The organism is Candidatus Merdisoma sp. HCP28S3_D10 (genome assembly GCF_052065835.1).
Lineage (GTDB): Bacteria > Bacillota > Clostridia > Lachnospirales > Lachnospiraceae > Laedolimicola.
Map to the genome: position 1 here is coordinate 583,599 of NZ_JBQHTG010000002.1, position 17,949 is coordinate 601,547.

The following is a 17,949-nucleotide window of genomic DNA, read 5'->3' on the forward strand; positions in this document are numbered from 1 at the left end:
TTATACTCCGGCAAAATATTCTCTGCCCCAGATCACATCCAGCTGAATCCGCTCCTTCAGAGCCTCCAGCGAATCAAATTTCTGCTCCGGACGCTCATAGCCGTAGAAGCTCACAGTCAGGATTTCCCCGTACAGGTTCCGGTCCAGATCAAACAGGAAAGTCTCCACACCCGGCCGGGTCTCTCCGCCAATGGTAGGCTTGTAGCCGATATTGGTGATCCCCTCGAAGATCTCGCCGGCAATTTTCGTCCGGGTGGCGTAGACGCCGTTTGGGGGCAATAGCTTTGTAAGCTCCGGCTGCTGATTGACCGTAGGAAGCCCTAAGGTCCGTCCTATCTGATGTCCGTACAGCACCTCTCCGGTGACGGAAAAGGTATAGCCCAGAAGCTGGTTGACCAGTTCCATATTGCCCCGCTCCAGCTCCTTCCGGATCCGGGTGCTGCTGATCTCCTCGCCGCCGTAGCAGGCCTTCTCTATCACTTCCACCTGAAAACCGCACTCCTCCTGCATATCCAGGAGAAGCTGATAGCTGCCCTTCCGGTTGTGCCCGAAATGGAAATCCGTTCCCACGGCCAGATACTTTACATGCAGCCGTCTGACCAGAATCTCCCGGACAAAATCCTCTGCCTCCATGTGAATCAGTTCTTCCACGAAAGGACATTCCACCAGGTAATCCACGCCCCATTTTTCCAGAAGGGCTCTGCGCTCCTCCGGAAGCAGAAGCTGGGGCCGGTCTCCGAAATCAAAGGTAAAAATCAGGCTTTTTAAGCCCTCCTTCTTCTTTTTTAAAATGCGTTCCACCAGAAGCTGATGACCCATATGAAGCCCGTCAAATTTTCCCAGGGAAATGGCCGTGGGCTCCGTGATCTCAAATTCTGTCGTTCCGGTTATTACTCTCATCGTAAGTCCTTATCCTAAAAACATTTTCTCTGGCTTATAGCGCTTCCCGCCCTGCTCCCGCCGGTACAGGCCCATAAAGCCGCCCCGGGAATTGTATACACGAACGCAGGTCCGCTCAAGCTCTGTCCCCTCTGCCGGAATCTCTCCGGTATGCTCCGCAACATCCTCCCGGGTAAAGGGATTGCCGTTCTGAATCAGCCGGTCGCTCTCCGGGCGGATCCTCACAGCCGGGCAGGCCGCGAACACCTGATCCACCGGAAGCAGCACCTCTTCGATCCGTCCCCCGCGCATCAGCTCCTCCAGCTCGGAAAGCTTATAACTCTCGGAAAGCCCGAACCGATCTACCTGAGTCCGCAGCAGACTTTTCATACAGCCGCCGCAGCCCAGCTTCTCTCCTATATCCTGACAGAGGGTCCGGATATAGGTGCCGCTGCTGCAGGTCACCGTAAACGTAACCTCCGGCAGACGGATCTCCTGAATCTCTATCTCCAGAATCCGCACCCGTCTGGCCTGCCGCTCCACCTCTTTGCCCTCCCGGGCCAGCTCGTAGAGCTTTTTGCCATTGACCTTCAGAGCCGAATACATCGGCGGGATCTGATCGTAATCCCCAAGGAAGCTTACGATCGCCTCACGCACCTCTGCCTCATTCGCCGTCACAGCCGCCTCTGTCAGCACCTTTCCCGAGGTATCCTGGGTATCGGTGGTCTGTCCCAGCAAAAGAACGGCTCTGTACGTCTTCTCCTTTTCTGTCAGAAGTCCGCAGAGCTTTGTGGCATTTCCCAGACATACAGGAAGAACTCCCTCCGCATCCGGATCGAGAGTTCCCGTATGGCCTATCTTTTTCTGTTTTACAATTCCGCGGAGCTTCGCCACCACATCGTGGGAGGTGAAGCCCGCTTCTTTATAGACGTTGATTACACCATTCATGTTCGTTTATATATCCTGTGTTTGGTTGAGCTGCTGCTCAATATGCAGGGTCAGATTGTTGATTACATCGTAAATCGTACCATGCATGGTACAGCCGGCCGCCTTCACATGTCCGCCGCCGCCAAAGTAAGCGCAGATCGCACTCACATCCACCGGCCCGTTGGAACGGAGACTGACCTTATACTCGTGGTTGCCTGTCTCATAGAGGAAAATAGCTACCTCCACGCCCTCGGTGACCTGAAGCTGGCTGACGATGCCATCCAGATCTGCCGGAGTAGCTCCGTAGAATTCCATGTCCTTTTCCCGAAGCCGCCCTGCAATCACCCGACCGTCCAGCAGGAGAATACTCTCTACCAGCGCCCGGCCCAGAATCTGATTCTGGACATAAGTCTTCTTATTGAAGGTATCGTCCACGATGCGGCTGAAATCAATGCCCTTGGCAATGAGACTTCCCGCTATCTGCATGGTCTCGGGCGAGGTGTTGGAATACTGGAAGACGCCGGTGTCATGGGCAATGCCCATATACAGCGCCTCCGCCGTATGTTTGGAAATCTTTTCCTCTTCCATGGTTTTCCATACCAGCTCCGACGTACTGCTGGCGTCAGCTACAATCCAGTTTACCTCCGCAAAGCCCCCGTTGGTAATATGATGATCGATACATACCGTATGCTTTGCCGTATCCAGATATTTCACAGCCGCTCCCAGCCGCTCCTTATCACTGGCGTCCAGGGAAAGGAACAAATCGTAGGTTTTCTCTGCGCTGCAGTCCGTCTTCACCTGATCCGCCCCGTTCAGGAAGCGGAACTTGGGAACTACCTGCTCCAGGTATACGTCTGCCTCAATCTCCGGATAGTGCTCCCGGAGATAGTTCCACACGCCCAGACAGGAACCCACACAGTCCCCGTCCGGACGGATATGTCCGGCAATCGCCACGGTTTTCACATTTGCCAGCTCATCCTTAAGTCTGATCATCCTCTTCATCCTCTTCTTTACTGCTGCCCTGATTTACATCATCAATAAGCTTAGACATATGGACGCCATACTCGATGGACTGATCCATAACAAAACGGATCTCCGGCGTATTGCGAAGGTTGATGGACTTGGCCAGGGCGCGGCGGATATAGCCCTCCGCGCTCTTAAGGCCCGCCAGGGTATCCTTCTGGGCCTCGGCGTCGCCCAAGACACTGATATAGGCCTTTGCAGTCTTCAGGTCCGGAGCAACCTCCACCTCTACGACCGAAGTCATGGGGCAGATACGCGGGTCCTTGATCTCATTTAAAATGATATTACTCAGCTCCCGGCGTACCTCGCCGTTGATTCTTGTATTCTTAATACTGTTCTTTCTCATCTATCATTCACCTCAGCTTGTGCCTATCTGGGCACCTCTACCATGGTGTAAGCCTCTACGATATCCAGCTCCTTGATGTCGTTGAACTTCTCGAAGACCAGACCGCACTCGTAGCCAGCCTTTACTTCCTTCACATCGTCCTTGAAACGCTTCAGGGAAGCCAGCGGGCCCTCAAAGATCTGCTCGCCCTCGCGGGTGATACGGCACTTGCAGCCTCTCTGGAATACACCGTCCAGTACATAGGAGCCTGCGATATTGCCCACGCCGGAGGCCTTGAAGATCTGGCGTACCTCTGCGTGACCGATGACCTTCTCCTCGAAGATCGGATCCAGCATACCCTTCATGGCTGCTTCCACGTCGTTGATCGCGTCGTAGATGACACGGTACAGACGCAGATCCACCTTCTCGCGTTCCGCGGTTTCCTTGGCTGTGGCGTCAGGACGCACATTGAAGCCGATGATGATCGCATTGGACGCTGCCGCCAGGCTCACGTCGGACTCGTTGATAGCGCCTACGCCGCCATGGATAATCTTTACTACAACCTCTTCGTTGGAAAGCTTCAGGAGACTCTGCTTTACAGCCTCCACAGAACCCTGTACATCGGCCTTTACGATGATATTCAGCTCCTTTAAGCTGCCGGACTGAATCTGGGAATACAGATCGTCCAGAGACATCTTCAGCTTAGTATCCTCGATCAGCTTCTCTCTGCTTTCCTTTACATAGGTCTCGGCAAAAGCTCTTGCCTCTTTATCTGTCTCCGGAGATACGAAGATCTCTCCGGCGTTCGGTACGTCGTTCAGACCCAGAATCTCAACGGGCTTGGAGGGACCTGCCTCCTTCACACGACGGCCGTTGTCGTCCATCATGGCGCGGACCTTACCATGGCAGGATCCTACGGCAATGGGGTCGCCCACATGCAGGGTACCCTTCTGTACCAGTACGGTAGCAACCGGGCCCTTACCCTTGTCAAGCTCTGCCTCGATGACCAGACCTCTCGCGCGGCGGTTCGGGTTGGCTTTCAGCTCCAGAACCTCGCTGGTCAGAAGAATCATCTCCAGCAGGTTGTCGATACCCTCATGGGTATGAGCAGATACCGGACAGAAGATGGTGCTGCCGCCCCAGTCCTCGGGGATCAGTTCGTACTCGGTCAGCTCCTGCTTTACACGCTCGATATTAGCGCTGGGCTTATCGATCTTATTGATGGCAACGATGATCTCGATGCCTGCGGCCTTGGCATGGTTGATGGCCTCGATGGTCTGGGGCATTACACCGTCGTCGGCTGCCACTACCAGGATGGCAATATCAGTGGAGTTAGCTCCACGCATACGCATGGCAGTGAACGCCTCATGTCCCGGTGTATCCAGGAAGGTAATCTTCTGGCCGTTGATGCTGACCACGTAAGCACCGATGTGCTGGGTAATGCCGCCTGCCTCCCGGTCGATGACATGGGTATCACGGATCGCGTCCAGAAGGGAAGTCTTACCATGGTCTACATGACCCATAACGCAGACTACCGGCGGACGGGAAACCAGGGTCTCCTCGCTGTCCTCTGTATCCTCCAGCATCTTCGCGATAACGTCCTCTTTCTCCTCCGGAACCGGATCAAAGTTCATCTCCATAGCCAGCTCGCCTGCTGCCTCGAAATCCAGCTCAGAGTTTACGGTTACCATCTTGCCCTCCAGGAACAGCTTCTTGATGATCACAGACGGCTGAATCTTCATCTTCTCCGCCAGATCATGGATGCTGATCATCTCCGGAAGCTCGATTACCTTAGGTGTGTTGTCTTCCTTCTTGGGTGCCGGTGCCGGCTGATGATTCTGCACAGCGCCCTTGCCTCCCTTGCCGCCCTTCTGATTCGGGCGATTGCCTCCCTGGTTCGGACGACGTCCGCCCTGAGACGGCTTACCGTTCCAGTTATCATTGAACTTGGTGTTCTTGTCTTTCTTCGTATCATCATTCCGGTTTCTATTCTCCGCTCTGCGGTTCTCGGTCTTGCGAAGCTCTGTAGGCGCTGCCGGGATATCCATGGAAGAAGAACGGCGATTGTCTCTTCCCTGGCCTCCTCTGTTCTGACCGTCGCGGTTCTGGTAGCCGCCTCTCTGGCCGTCACGGTTCTGATAGCCGCCCTGACCATCTCTTCTCTGGCCGTCACGGTTCTGATAGCCGCCCTGACCGTCTCTTCTCTGACCGTCGCGGTTCTGGTAACCGCCCTGGCCGTCTCTTCTCTGGCCGTCGCGGTTCTGGTAGCCGCCTCTCTGGCCGTCACGGTTCTGATAGCCGCCCTGGCCATCTCTTCTCTGACCGTCACGGTTCTGATAGCCGCCCTGGCCGTCTCTTCTCTGGCCGTCACGGTTCTGATAGCCGCCCTGGCCGTCTCTTCTCTGACCGTCGCGGTTCTGGGGACGGGTCTGGGGAGCTGCCGGTGCTGCTGCCGGAGCCGGTTTTACCTCCGGCTGGGGAGCTGCAGCAGTAGTTGCCGCAGGCTTCACAGGCGCTGCCGCAGGCTTCGCGGGAGCTGCCGTGGGCTTTGCTGCCGGACGCGCCGGAGCGGTCTTGGCTGCCTGCTTCTTTTCAGCTCTCGGATCCTTGATTCCTGTCTTACTGTTGTGGGTATTGTATACAGCAATGATTTTTTTCTTCTTCTTTACTTCCTGTTGTTCTTCTCCATTTGTATTCATATGGCTGTTTCCCTCCAAAATCTCTACCTCCGTTAAAGTTTTAGATTTTTCTCTATACTCTTTGCAAGTCCCTCATCCAGAATCGCCAGAGACGCGCGGAATTCCTTTCCCATCGCGTGACCCAGCTCTTCCTTTCCACCATAGAAATACACGGGTACTTCGTAGTAGTCACACATATTTTGGAACTTTTTCTTTGTATTATCGGACGATTCATCCGACACAATGACAAGCGCCGCCTTTCCGGCCTTGACCGCGTGCTCGGTGGCGAATTCGCCGCTGGCGGTCTTTCCTGCCTTCTGGGCCAGGCTTATCAGGGATAATACTCTATTCTGTGCCAAGCTCATCCAACTCCTTTTCCAGGCTGTCATATACGGCGGGAGGAATATTCATCTTCAGAGAACGCTCCAGGCCCTTATTCTTTCTGGCCTTTGCCAGGCATTCCCTGGAAAAGCAAAGGTACGCGCCCCGGCCGTTCTTCCGGCCTGTGGCGTCCAGTACAATCTCATCCTTCGCGGTCCTAAGGACCCGGAGCAGCTCTTTCTTGCTCTTCATCTCCTGACAGCCGACACACTGGCGCATGGGTACTTTTTTATTCATCCTGACTCTCTTCCTCTGTCACGGCTTCGCCTTCCGCAGCCTCTGCCGCTTCTGCTGCTTCTGCCTCTTCCTGAGCCTGGGATTCCTTATACTCCTCGAAATCCTCGTACTCCTCATACTCCTCGTCTACGTCCAGCCAGCCCTCGATCTCTCTTGCCTGGGTCTCACTCTTAATGTCGATCTTGAAGCCGGTCAGTCTCGCTGCCAGTCTTGCGTTCTGGCCTTCCTTACCGATAGCCAGGGACAGCTGATAATCCGGAACAACCACCTTGGCCGTCTTATCCTCGGGATCTGCCAGGACAGCGATTACCTTCGCCGGGCTCAGCGCGTTCTCAATCAGAAGCGCCGGGTTCTCATTCCAGTTGATGATATCAATCTTCTCGCCCCGCAGCTCATTGACAATGGCGTTGACGCGGGCTCCGTTCATGCCGACGCAGGCGCCTACCGGATCTACGTCCGGATCGTTGGACCATACGGCAATCTTGGTTCTGGATCCTGCCTCGCGGGCGATACATTTAATCTCTACGATACCGTCCCGTACCTCGGTTACCTCAGACTCAAACAGACGCTTTACCAGCTCCGGATGCGTTCTGGACAGCAGAATCCGCGGTCCCTTGGTGGTATCCTTTACTTCCAGGATATAGACCTTGATACGCTCGGTGGGCTTAAATACCTCGCCCCTTACCATCTCATTTTCATTGAGAATCGCGTCTACTTTACCCAGGTTTACGCTGACGTTGCGGCCTAAGTATCTCTGGACAACTCCGGTCACAACCTCCTTCTCCATGCTGTAATACTGGTTAAACAGAACCTTACGCTCCTCCTCGCGGATCTTCTGCAGGATCACGTTCTTCGCGTTCTGTGTGGCGATACGTCCGAACTCCTTGGACTTCACCTCCACATTTACCACATCGCCCAGCTCATACTTCGGGTCGATCATCTTGGCGTTGGCCAGGCTGATCTCCGTGGTATCGTCCTCCACATTCTCTACTACCTTCTTCTCCGCAAGCACGGAAAACTGGCAGGTTACCGGGTCGATATTCACCTTGATGTTATCGGCTTTGCCAAAGTGCGCCTCGCAGGCTTTCAGCAGAGAATTCTCGATGGCCTCCAGCATGGTCTCCTTGCTGATATCCTTTTCCTTCTCCAAAAGCTCCAGCGCTTCCAGCAGTTCTGTGTTCATTCTTTTCTTTCCTCCTGATATTTTATACGTTTATGGGATTCTGCGGGTGATTCCGCGAATCAAAAGTCAAAAGCCAGACGAATCAGCGCAATGTTGTCGCGGTCAAATACCCGCTCCTGTCCGTCCTCCTGCTCAATCGTTACGGTGTCCTTATCCCAGGCCTTCAAAAAACCCCGGAATTCCTTCTGCTTCTCAACCATGCGATAAGTGCGGATCTCCACCTCTTCGCCCTCGCTCCGGACAAAATCCCGCTCTTTCTTCAGCGGCCGGCCCAATCCCGGGGAACTGACCTCCAGAATATAGGAGTCATCGATGAAATCGTCCCGGTCCAGCAGATCGCCAAGCTCCCGGTTCACAACCTCACAGTCATCCACCGTGATTCCGCCCGGCTTATCGATATAAGCGCGCAGATACCAGTTCCCGGCTTCCTTTACATACTCCACGTCCACCAGTTCGAAGTTATTCTTCTCGATGATGGGTAAGAGGAGCTGCTCCGTCTTCTGTTCATACTCTTCTCTTTTTGTCATATCTTTCCTTTCACCTGGGGCGGTCTGTTGCATGCTTTTCTTCAAAAACAAAGAGTGAACTTTCGTTCACTCTTTTCGGCCGCGCATTTATTCTATATCAATGTATCACATTTTCTCAGTAAATGCAAGGGGTTTATACGTTAATTTCCGCTTTTTCTCCCAGAATATCACTGTATTTCGCAAGAATCGGACGAACCACCTGGGAAAGGAAGGCGTCTACCTGCTCCGGGGCGCGTCCCACGTAACGGGAGGGCTCCATGGTCTTCTTCAGATCCTCCAGGGAAAGTCCGAAGGCCGGATCTGCTGCAATCAGCTCCAACAGGTTATTCTCCTGACCGTTTACCTTCACGTTTCTGCCTGCTTCCATGGAAAGCTCACGGATACGCTCATGCAGCTCCTGACGGTCGCCGCCTGCCTTTACCGCATCCATCATAATATTCTCTGTCGCCATGAAGGGCAGCTCTGCCATCATGTGCTTCCGGATAACCTTCGGGTATACCACCAGACCGTCTACCACGTTCAGGCACAGATCCAGGATACCGTCGATGGCCAGGAAGCCCTCGGGAATGGACAGACGCTTGTTGGCGGAATCGTCCAGGGTTCTCTCAAACCACTGGGTCGCGCTGGTGATAGCCGGATTCAGGGCGTCCACGATCACATAGCGGGACAGGGAAGCGATACGCTCGCTGCGCATGGGATTCCGCTTGTACGCCATAGCAGAGGATCCAATCTGGGATTTCTCAAAGGGCTCCTCTACCTCCTTCAGGTGCTGTAAGAGACGGATATCGTTGGACATCTTGTGGGCGCTGGCCGCAATTCCCGCCAGTACGTTCAGCACACGGGTATCTACCTTACGGGAATAGGTCTGTCCGGATACCGGATAGCACTCCTTAAAGCCCATCTTCTCCGCAATCATGGGATCAATTTTATTAATCTTCTCCTCGTCGCCCTCAAAGAGCTCCTTGAAGCTGGCCTGGGTACCTGTGGTTCCCTTGGATCCCAGAAGCTTCATGGTGGAAATCACATGCTCCAGATCCTCCAGATCCAGGCAGAACTCCTGCAGCCACAGGGTAGCGCGCTTTCCGACGGTGGTCGGCTGTGCCGGCTGGAAATGGGTAAACGCCAGGGTCGGCAGATCCTTATACTTATCCGCGAAATCTGCCAGCTCATTTAACACATTCACCAGCTTCTTATGAACCAGCTTCAGGGCCTCGGTCATGACAATGATGTCTGTATTGTCTCCTACGTAGCAGGAGGTTGCTCCCAGATGGATAATGCCCTTGGCCTTCGGACACTGGCAGCCGTATGCGTATACATGGGACATAACGTCGTGGCGGACCTCCTTCTCCCGTGCCTTCGCCACATCGTAATTGATATCGTCCTGATGAGCCTTCAGCTCGTCGATCTGCTCCTGGGTAATGGGCAGGCCCAGCTCCATCTCTGTCTCCGCCAGGGCAATCCACAGCTTTCTCCAGGTGCGGAACTTCTTATCCGGGGAAAAGATGTACTGCATCTCCTTGCTGGCGTAACGCTCAGATAAAGGGCTTACGTATCTGTTTGTACTCATGGTATTCTCTCCTCTTATTGATCTTTTTGCTTCTAAAAAAGGGGAAGCCTTTCTGATAGAAGCCGCTCTTCTTTCATTCTACTATATTTAGAGCTATATCTCAATCCTATTTTTCAAAGCTGCCGCGGATATCCTCGGTGGGCGGCGCAATGGGATACTTCCCGGTAAAGCAGGCCGTACAGTGTCCAAGCCCCCCGACCATCTCGCCCAGACGCTCCTTGCGCAGATAAGCCAGGGAATCGGCTCCGATAAGACGGCACACCTCCTCCACTGTCCGGTTGTGGGCAATCAGCTGATCCTCTGCCGGTACGTCCGTACCGAAGTAGCAGGGGTGCAGGAAGGGCGGAGAGCTGACGCGCATATGAACCTCTCGGGCTCCCGCCTCCCGGAGCATCTTCACGATCCGGTCGCTGGTGGTGCCCCGGACGATGGAATCATCGATCATGATAACCCTCTTGCCGTTCACCGCCTCCCGGAGCACATTCAGCTTTACCCGGACGCTGGATTCCCGGCTGCTCTGTCCCGGCTTGATAAAGGTTCGTCCCACATAGCCATTCTTTACAAAAGCAGTTCCGTAGGGAATTCCGGACTGCAGGGAATATCCCAGGGCCGCCGCATTGCCAGACTCGGGCACACCCACTACCAGATCTGCCTCCACCGGGCTGTCCATAGCCAGGAATCTTCCCGAACGAATCCGCGCCTGATAGACGCTGACACCGTCGAAATGGGTATCCGGCCGGGCGAAATAAATATATTCAAAGATACAGCGGGCCTCCTGATCCTTGGGCAGGCAATGGCTCCGGTCGGATTCCACGCCCTTTCCCGGCGTAATGGTCACGATCTCGCCGGGCTCCACGTCCCGCACAAACGTGGCACCGATGGTATCCAGGGCGCAGGTCTCGCTGGCCAGGATATAAGCGTTGTCACGCTTGCCGATACACAGGGGCCGGAAGCCGTAGGGGTCTCTCGCCCCGATCAGCTTTCTGGGGGACATGACAATCAGGGAATAGGCTCCCTTAATCTTGTCCATAGCCCGGGACACCGCCTCCTCCACGCTGGCGGAATGAATCCGCTCTCTGGCGATATGGTAGGCAATCACCTCAGAATCAATGGTCGTCTGGAAAATCGCTCCCGTATACTCCAGCTCCCGCCGAAGCTCCGGCGCATTGACCAAGTTGCCGTTGTGGGCTAACCCTAAGGTTCCTTTTACATAATTCAATACCAGGGGCTGGGCGTTCTCCCGGGTGCTGCTGCCAGCCGTACTGTAACGGGTGTGTCCCACGCCGATATCGCCCTTCAGGGCGTCCAGCTGCTCCGGAGCAAACACTTCATTTACCAGTCCCATGCCCTTATGGCTCTTCACCACGCCTTTGGGTCCCTTCGTATCGCTGACCGCGATACCGCAGCTCTCCTGTCCTCTGTGCTGCAGGGCAAATAAGCCGTAATAAATCGTAGAGGCTACGTCGTTGCCGTCGAAATCATAGATTCCGAATACGCCGCATTCCTCCCGCAGCTTCTCCTCTTCTTCGTATTGTTCATGGATCATCTCATTATTCATAAGGTACCTCCCGCTGTCCTGGCTTCTTGTCATTTAGTACGTAAGAAAGTATAAACCATGATTTTTTGAATTGCAAGAACGGATCCGGCCCCGATTATTACTTATTCTAATGGATTTTTTCCCCACTTTCTTATAAAAACAGTCAAAAAAAGCCGCCGCCTTTTCCTTTTTCGGAAGAAGACGCCGGCTTCTGAAATGTTTTTGGTTTTATGCTTCGCCAAGGAAATATTTTCCGTACCGGTCTGCAGCCAGGATAGCCGCATAAACGGACTCCGGCGTTACCTCAAAGGGCATATTGTGCAGAGTATCATTTTCCGCGCAGGCAGCCTCGGCAACCGCCATCAGCTTCTCCTTCGTGGGATTCTCAATTCCAAGCTCCTTCAGGGTCACAGGCAGACCCAGCTCGATACACCAGTCGATGATATCCTCCAGCTCGTCTGCCGGAATATTCTCCAGCACCAGCTGGGTAATGGTACCGAAGGCAACCTTCTCGCCATGGTACATATGATGGCACTCCTCCAGAACGGTAAAGCCGTTGTGGATAGCGTGGGCTCCGGCCAGACCGCCGCTCTCGAAACCGATGCCGCTGAGCAGGGTATTGGCCTCGATCACCTTCTCTACTGCCTCGGTGCAGGCTCCCGCCTCCAGAGCCAGCTTCGCCTTTACGCCCTCATCCATCAGGGTATCAAAGCACAGCTTAGCCAGAGCCATCGCCGCTCCCGTCACCTTGCCGCCTGCGCAGGTCATTGCCCCGCTGGTCTTGCAGGCACGCGCCTCAAAATACGTCGCCAGCGCGTCGCCCATACCGGACACGGTCAGACGAACCGGGGACTTGGCGATGATTTCCGTATCCATCAGAACCATATTCGGGTTCGCCGGAAGGAACAGATACTCCTCAAATACCCCTGCGTCCGTATAAATCACAGACAGTGCGCTGCAGGGAGCGTCTGTGGACGCGATGGTCGGGCAGATCAGCACCGGCGCCTTCTCATAATAAGCTACCGCCTTGGCTGTATCCAGAATCTTACCGCCGCCGACGCCAATCACCAGGTCGCAGCCGTTCTTCTTCATTACCTCCATCAGACGGTTGATCTCTGTCTTGCTGCACTCTCCGTTGAAATAATCCAGAACCGGTTCGCAGCCGGAATCCCGGAATGAATCCTCCAGGATCGTTCCCAGTCTCTTATGACCGGACGCTGTCACCAGCACCAGAGCCTTCTTTCCATAGGTCTTTGCGTAGGTACCAAGCTTCTTCAGTTCGCCTGCTCCCTGTACATACTTGCCGGGGCTTGTCAAAATCTTTGCCATGATAAAAATCCTCCTGTCATATGATTGCTTTCCATTTATAGTTACCAGATAGCAGCATCACCATACGGCCTGCAGCGTTGATCTGTTATCTTTCCAAGGAGTATTTTAACGCTGGCAGGTGAGATTGTCAATATTTTAACAGTTTTTTTGTGAGCGTTTCGGGTTATATATGTTTTCCGTCTTACGATTTTCTCCAGACCATCTTATCCACGACTCCCGTGTAGCTCTGAATAATCTTCACAACCTTTGTACTTACATTTTCTTCCACATAATCCGGAACCGGAATACCGTAATCATGCTCCTGATTCAGTTCTACCGCTGTATCCACCGCCTGCAGAAGGCTCTTTTCATCAATACCGGCCAGAATAAAGCAGGCCTTATCCAGAGCCTCCGGACGCTCTGTACTGGTACGGATGCAGACCGCCGGAAACGGACGTCCTACAGAAGTAAAAAAGCTGCTCTCCTCCGGCAGGGTGCCGCTGTCCGATACCACCGCAAAAGCGTTCATCTGCAGATGATTATAATCATGGAAGCCCAGCGGCTCATGCTGAATCACCCGCTTATCCAGCTGGAAACCACTGGCCTCCAGACGTTTTCTGGAACGGGGATGACAGGAATAGAGAATCGGCATATCGTATTTCTCAGCCAGCCTGTTGATAGCTGTAAACAGGGAAAGGAAATTCTTCTCTGTATCAATATTCTCCTCCCTGTGGGCAGACAGCAGGATATACTTCTGCGGTTCCAGGCCCAGCTTCTCCAAAATATCCGACTTCTCAATCTCAGCCAGATTCTGGTGCAATACCTCCGCCATAGGAGAACCCGTCACATAGACCCGCTCCTTCGGCAGCCCGCACTCATGAAGATACTTTCTGGCGTGCTCTGAATAAGCAAGATTCACGTCGGAAATGATATCCACGATTCTCCGGTTCGTCTCCTCCGGTAGACATTCATCCTTACAGCGGTTTCCTGCTTCCATGTGAAAAATCGGGATATGCAGGCGCTTCGCCGCAATGGCAGACAGGCAGCTGTTGGTGTCGCCCAGGATCAAAAGCGCATCCGGCCTGATCTGATTCATCAGCTTATAAGAACAGTTGATAATATTCCCAACCGTCGCGCCCAGATCATCGCCAACTGCATCCATATAAACCTCCGGACTGGCAATCTTCAGGTTTTCAAAGAAAATGCCATTCAGATTGTAATCATAATTCTGTCCCGTATGGGCCAGAACCACATCAAAATACTTCCGGCACTTGTTAATCACAGCCGCCAGACGGATAATCTCCGGCCTGGTCCCCACAATAATCAGAAGCTTCAGCTTCCCGTTTTCCTTAAAATGCACATCGGAATAATCCGTTCTGATCTCCATTACGCTTTTTCCTCCACAGGTTCAAAAAAAGTATCCGGATGCTCCGGATCAAAGGATTCATTGGCCCACATGACTGTCACCAGGTTCTCTGTCTCCGACAAGTTGATAATATTGTGAGTATATCCCGGCAGCATATGCACTGCCTCAATCTTCTCCCCGGACACTTCAAAATTCCGTACCGGATAGGGCTGTCCGTTTTCATCCACGCCGATTTTACGCTCCTGAATCAGCCCATGTCCCGATACTACGATAAAAAACTCCCACTTGGAATGATGCCAGTGCTGTCCCTTCGTAATTCCCGGCTTACTGATATTCACAGAAAACTGTCCGCATTTCTCTGTCTTTAAAAGCTCTGTAAAGCTGCCTCTGGCGTCACAGTTCATCTTCAACGGAATTTTCGTTTTCTCCTCCGGTAAATAAGACAGGTACGTCGAATACAGCTTCTTCACGAAGGAAGCCTGCGGAATCTCCGGCAGCATCAGCGACTGGGGCTGCAACTGAAAGCTCTTCAAGAGCTCCACGATCTCCCCCAGCGTCACCTTATGGGTCGTCGGAGCAAAGCAATACCGTCCCTCTGTCCGTTCCACTGCGTCCACACCATCGAATTCACAGTGATGCTCCCTTCCTTCCAGCGCATCCAGCATCTCTGTCACCAAATCGTCAATGTACAGAAGCTCCAGCTCTACTTTCGGATCGCTGACCTGGATCGGCAGATCGTTAGCTATATTATTACAGAAAGTGGCTACTGCGGAATTATAGTTGGGACGGCACCATTTTCCAAAGAGATTGGGGAAACGATACACCAGCACCTTCGCCCCGGTTTCCGACCCATAGCTGAAAAACAATTCTTCCCCGGCCAGCTTCGACTTTCCATAATCAGAGCCTGCATAACGGCCCAGAAGCGTAGCCTGAATCGACGAAGAAAGCATCACCGGACAGGTGTTCCCATGCTTTTTCAGGGTTTCCAGCAGGGTCGTGGCAAAACCGAAATTTCCCGCCATAAACTCCGCATTGTCCTTCGGCCGGTTCACACCGGCCAGGTTGAACACAAAATCCGCCTTCGCGCAATATTCCTCCAGGAGTGCCGGATCCGTCTGGATATCATATTCATAAATCTCATCCACACTCAACTCCGGGCGGGTACGGTCCTTTCCATCCCGGATATTTTTCAAGGACGCAACCAGATTCTTACCTACAAAACCAGCTGCGCCAGTTACTAAAACCTTCATCTCATCTCTCTCCTATTTCTTCCAATTTTCAAGAGCTTCCTTTACATAGTCCGTAGTCAGAATCTTCCTTACGGTTCCCTCCACATCCAGGCGCTGCGTATTGTGGCTGGTATAAGCTTCATTTGCCATGGTCTGAACCTGTCCCTTTACAAAGAACTTATCATAATTCAGATCCCTGCCGTCCGGAAGTACCCGGTAATAATCGCCCATGTCCACGCTGCGCATGCACTCCTCATTGGTCATCAGTGTCTCAAACAGCTTCTCTCCATGGCGTGTTCCAATGATATGCGTACCCGTATCGCCAAAGAGCTGCTGTACCGCCTTCGCCAGATCTCCGATGGTGCTGGCGTCCGATTTCTGTACGAAGAGATCGCCCGGTTCCCCATGCTCAAAAGCAAACATAACCAATGCCACTGCCTCATCCAGATTCATCAGGAAACGGGTCATGTTCGGATCTGTGATGGTCAGCGGATTACCTGCCTTAATCTGATCGATAAAGAGCGGAATTACCGAACCGCGGCTGCACATGACATTCCCGTAACGGGTACAGCAAATCGTGGTTTTTCCTGCTGCCACGCGGGCATTGGCTCCGATCACCTTCTCCATCATAGCCTTGGAAATACCCATGGCGTTGATTGGATAAGCAGCCTTGTCCGTGGACAGACACACGATACGCTGAACCCCCGCGTCAATGGCTGCGTGAAGCACATTATCGGTACCCTCCACATTGGTGCGGACTGCCTCCATGGGGAAAAACTCACAGGAGGGCACCTGCTTCAGGGCTGCCGCATGGAAAATATAGTCTACGCCGGGCATCGCGTCCTGTACGGAACGCATATTTCTCACATCTCCGATATAAAACTTTACCTTGCCTGCCAGTTCCGGATGCTTTGCCTGCAATTCATGCCGCATATCGTCCTGCTTCTTCTCATCGCGGGAAAAGATACGGATTTCCTTCAGAGCCGAATCCAGGAAATGCTTTAATACGGTAGAGCCAAAAGAACCGGTACCTCCGGTAATCATCAGGGTTTTGTCTTTAAAAAATTTTGAAGTTGCCATACTACAATCTCCTTTATTATAACATTTTAATTTATAAAAACGCGCACGAAAAAAGGACCTGACGGCCCTTTTCGCACACATATTTCCACATTCTTAAATTTCTCATTGAAAAAACATCGACGGATTATATGATATACATATAGGATTCATTCCTGTCTGACCAATCACCTTACGAAAGATACGCCTCTTGAGCAGCTCGGTCTGGCCTATAAAGCTCATGAGGACGACCCGTTATATCAGACCTTCTTAAATGCGGTAATCCGCGCCAATTCTATAAAAGAAGGAGATGAACAGCTTATGTGTGAAGCATTGGAAGAATTATTTGCTGGGAGGTTGGAAGCTCAGAAACAGCTTGGTATACAACTCGGCGTACAAAAGGGAGCTCAGGAAGCTTTATCTAAAATGTCTTCTCTCATCAACAAGCTTCTTAGCTGTAACCGCATCAATGATGCCAAACGTGCTACAGAAGATCCCGCTTATCGAGATACTTTGATGGCAGAATTCAAATTGTAGGGTTGAAGAGAGCCCCGCCGGATGGCGGGGCTCTCTTCATATTTCAAAATAATTCTAATCATACATTAATATACGAAATCTTTCCTCAACTTCACTTAGAAATCAATCATTAACATAACCATTATTTTCAAGACATCTATGCCCTCATTTTCCCTTAAGAATCGCAATTGTATGCTCAGCCCCTTCTTTCATTGAAAACAACCCTTCCCAACCTAATTTTTCGAGCTTATCTGACTTCAGGCTTGAATTTACCATCATATTATATCCTTCTTTCTCTGCATTTGATGGTATACTATATACTATTTTGCCTTTCCCTGCTTCAGTAAACATCTCCGCCATTTCCTTTATAGTTACAATGGAATTTTTATTAGAAATATTATATGCCTCTCCTGAAATTCCATTTATCAATACAGTCAGTATTGCAGATGCACAATCCAAAACATAACAATAAGACCTAATCTGCTCTCCTTTACTTTTCATATTAATTATTCCTGTATTCAAAATATCTTTGGGAAATTGTGACGAAGCTCTTGTGTCACTTTCAGACATCGTTGGGCCATAAATATGACCAGGTCGTACAATTACTGTGTCTACCTTGTATTCCTTTTCATATGCAATACATAAGGTCTCACCTGCTTGTTTTGAAATTGGATAGCATGCACGTGCATTCAACAAATCAATGTACCCGTAATCATTCTCCGAATATGGCATATTATCTTTTTTGTTTCCATACACCTCGCTTGAAGAAATGTATAATACTCTTCCTTTTTTTTGCTTTACTGCATGTTGAAGTAGTCCATTTATCCCATTTATATTGGTCAACATTGTCTCTACAGGTTCTTCCACATATTTTGCCGGATTAGCATTACTTGCTCCACAAATTATATAATCAAATTGAATTTCTGAACAAAATTCTTGATTTGCGTCATATGAAATAAAATGAAATTCTTCTTTGTCCATATATTCAAAGAATCTATTTTTTAATGATTCTTCTTTCCTTGCTGCTGCATATACTTGAACCTTATCGTTATCATAAAGATTTTTATTCATTATGATATCAACAAGTGCAGAACCTATCATCCCAGTTGCTCCTGTAATCAGGACCTTTGTATTGTTTAATTCTTCAATATTTCTTATATTTTTTTGAGCTTTAAGTAAGTCCTGCTCATATGTATTACTGTAAATCATA

17 protein-coding genes are annotated in these 17,949 nt (G+C 51.5%); 1 reads left to right on the plus strand and 16 read right to left on the minus strand.

Annotated elements, in window-relative coordinates:
• The 15 genes from ACTNCH_RS08040 to ACTNCH_RS08110 all read right to left on the minus strand — a co-directional run bounded on the left by ACTNCH_RS08040 (position 1) and on the right by ACTNCH_RS08110 (position 16,247).
• Entirely contained in the window at positions 1 to 900 is a 900-nt protein-coding gene (locus ACTNCH_RS08040) for a bifunctional riboflavin kinase/FAD synthetase (RefSeq protein ID WP_441017700.1), read from the minus strand.
• A 9-nt stretch (positions 901 to 909) separates the two neighbouring features.
• Complete coding sequence (truB, locus tag ACTNCH_RS08045) at positions 910 to 1,827, minus strand: tRNA pseudouridine(55) synthase TruB (protein ID WP_441017702.1); 918 nt, start codon at positions 1,825 to 1,827, stop codon at positions 910 to 912.
• Between the two features lie 6 nt (positions 1,828 to 1,833).
• On the minus strand, positions 1,834 to 2,799 hold the full coding sequence (locus ACTNCH_RS08050; RefSeq protein ID WP_441017704.1) for a DHH family phosphoesterase: 966 nt from the start codon (positions 2,797 to 2,799) through the stop codon (positions 1,834 to 1,836).
• Complete coding sequence (gene rbfA / locus ACTNCH_RS08055) at positions 2,786 to 3,175, minus strand: 30S ribosome-binding factor RbfA (RefSeq protein ID WP_441017706.1); 390 nt, start codon at positions 3,173 to 3,175, stop codon at positions 2,786 to 2,788. The genes ACTNCH_RS08050 and rbfA overlap by 14 nt, the downstream gene beginning before the upstream one ends.
• Before the next feature lie 23 nt (positions 3,176 to 3,198).
• Positions 3,199 to 5,853 (minus strand): translation initiation factor IF-2, encoded by a 2,655-nt coding sequence (infB, locus tag ACTNCH_RS08060; protein WP_441017708.1) that lies wholly within the window; start codon positions 5,851 to 5,853, stop codon positions 3,199 to 3,201.
• 32 nt (positions 5,854 to 5,885) lie between these two features.
• Positions 5,886 to 6,191 carry a L7Ae/L30e/S12e/Gadd45 family ribosomal protein gene (locus ACTNCH_RS08065; RefSeq protein ID WP_441017710.1) on the minus strand — a complete coding sequence of 102 codons (306 nt, stop codon included), beginning with the start codon at positions 6,189 to 6,191 and terminating at the stop codon, positions 5,886 to 5,888.
• Positions 6,178 to 6,450, minus strand: coding sequence for an RNase P modulator RnpM (gene rnpM, locus ACTNCH_RS08070; protein ID WP_441017712.1), 273 nt, complete (start codon positions 6,448 to 6,450; stop codon positions 6,178 to 6,180). The genes ACTNCH_RS08065 and rnpM overlap by 14 nt, the downstream gene beginning before the upstream one ends.
• Positions 6,443 to 7,633, minus strand: coding sequence for a transcription termination factor NusA (gene nusA / locus ACTNCH_RS08075; RefSeq protein WP_441017714.1), 1,191 nt, complete (start codon positions 7,631 to 7,633; stop codon positions 6,443 to 6,445). The genes rnpM and nusA overlap by 8 nt, the downstream gene beginning before the upstream one ends.
• Before the next feature lie 59 nt (positions 7,634 to 7,692).
• A complete protein-coding gene (gene rimP, locus ACTNCH_RS08080) occupies positions 7,693 to 8,160 on the minus strand; it encodes a ribosome maturation factor RimP (protein WP_441017716.1) in 468 nt (155 codons plus the stop codon).
• A 133-nt stretch (positions 8,161 to 8,293) separates the two neighbouring features.
• Positions 8,294 to 9,727: an adenylosuccinate lyase gene (purB, locus tag ACTNCH_RS08085; RefSeq protein ID WP_441017718.1), complete on the minus strand. Its 1,434-nt coding sequence runs from the start codon at positions 9,725 to 9,727 to the stop codon at positions 8,294 to 8,296.
• A gap of 106 nt (positions 9,728 to 9,833) precedes the next feature.
• A complete protein-coding gene (gene purF / locus ACTNCH_RS08090; RefSeq protein ID WP_441017720.1) occupies positions 9,834 to 11,285 on the minus strand; it encodes an amidophosphoribosyltransferase in 1,452 nt (483 codons plus the stop codon).
• A 207-nt stretch (positions 11,286 to 11,492) separates the two neighbouring features.
• Positions 11,493 to 12,593 (minus strand): glycerol dehydrogenase, encoded by a 1,101-nt coding sequence (locus ACTNCH_RS08095; protein WP_441017722.1) that lies wholly within the window; start codon positions 12,591 to 12,593, stop codon positions 11,493 to 11,495.
• Between the two features lie 181 nt (positions 12,594 to 12,774).
• On the minus strand, positions 12,775 to 13,959 hold the full coding sequence (gene wecB, locus ACTNCH_RS08100) for a non-hydrolyzing UDP-N-acetylglucosamine 2-epimerase (RefSeq protein WP_441017724.1): 1,185 nt from the start codon (positions 13,957 to 13,959) through the stop codon (positions 12,775 to 12,777).
• A complete protein-coding gene (locus ACTNCH_RS08105) occupies positions 13,959 to 15,188 on the minus strand; it encodes a capsular polysaccharide biosynthesis protein CapF (protein WP_441017726.1) in 1,230 nt (409 codons plus the stop codon). Before ACTNCH_RS08105 ends, wecB begins: the two co-directional genes overlap by 1 nt.
• A 12-nt stretch (positions 15,189 to 15,200) precedes the next feature.
• Positions 15,201 to 16,247 (minus strand): polysaccharide biosynthesis protein, encoded by a 1,047-nt coding sequence (locus ACTNCH_RS08110; RefSeq protein ID WP_441017728.1) that lies wholly within the window; start codon positions 16,245 to 16,247, stop codon positions 15,201 to 15,203.
• 297 nt (positions 16,248 to 16,544) lie between these two features.
• On the opposite strand from ACTNCH_RS08110, the gene ACTNCH_RS08115 reads away from it, so the two are divergent.
• The gene (locus ACTNCH_RS08115) at positions 16,545 to 16,760 is read left to right on the plus strand and encodes a hypothetical protein (protein ID WP_441017730.1); all 216 of its coding nucleotides are present in this window, start codon (positions 16,545 to 16,547) and stop codon (positions 16,758 to 16,760) included.
• 144 nt (positions 16,761 to 16,904) lie between these two features.
• Here the strand turns inward: ACTNCH_RS08115 and ACTNCH_RS08120 are convergent, their stop codons facing one another.
• Complete coding sequence (locus ACTNCH_RS08120) at positions 16,905 to 17,948, minus strand: NAD-dependent epimerase/dehydratase family protein (protein WP_441017732.1); 1,044 nt, start codon at positions 17,946 to 17,948, stop codon at positions 16,905 to 16,907.
• Position 17,949: the final 1 nt, after the last annotated feature.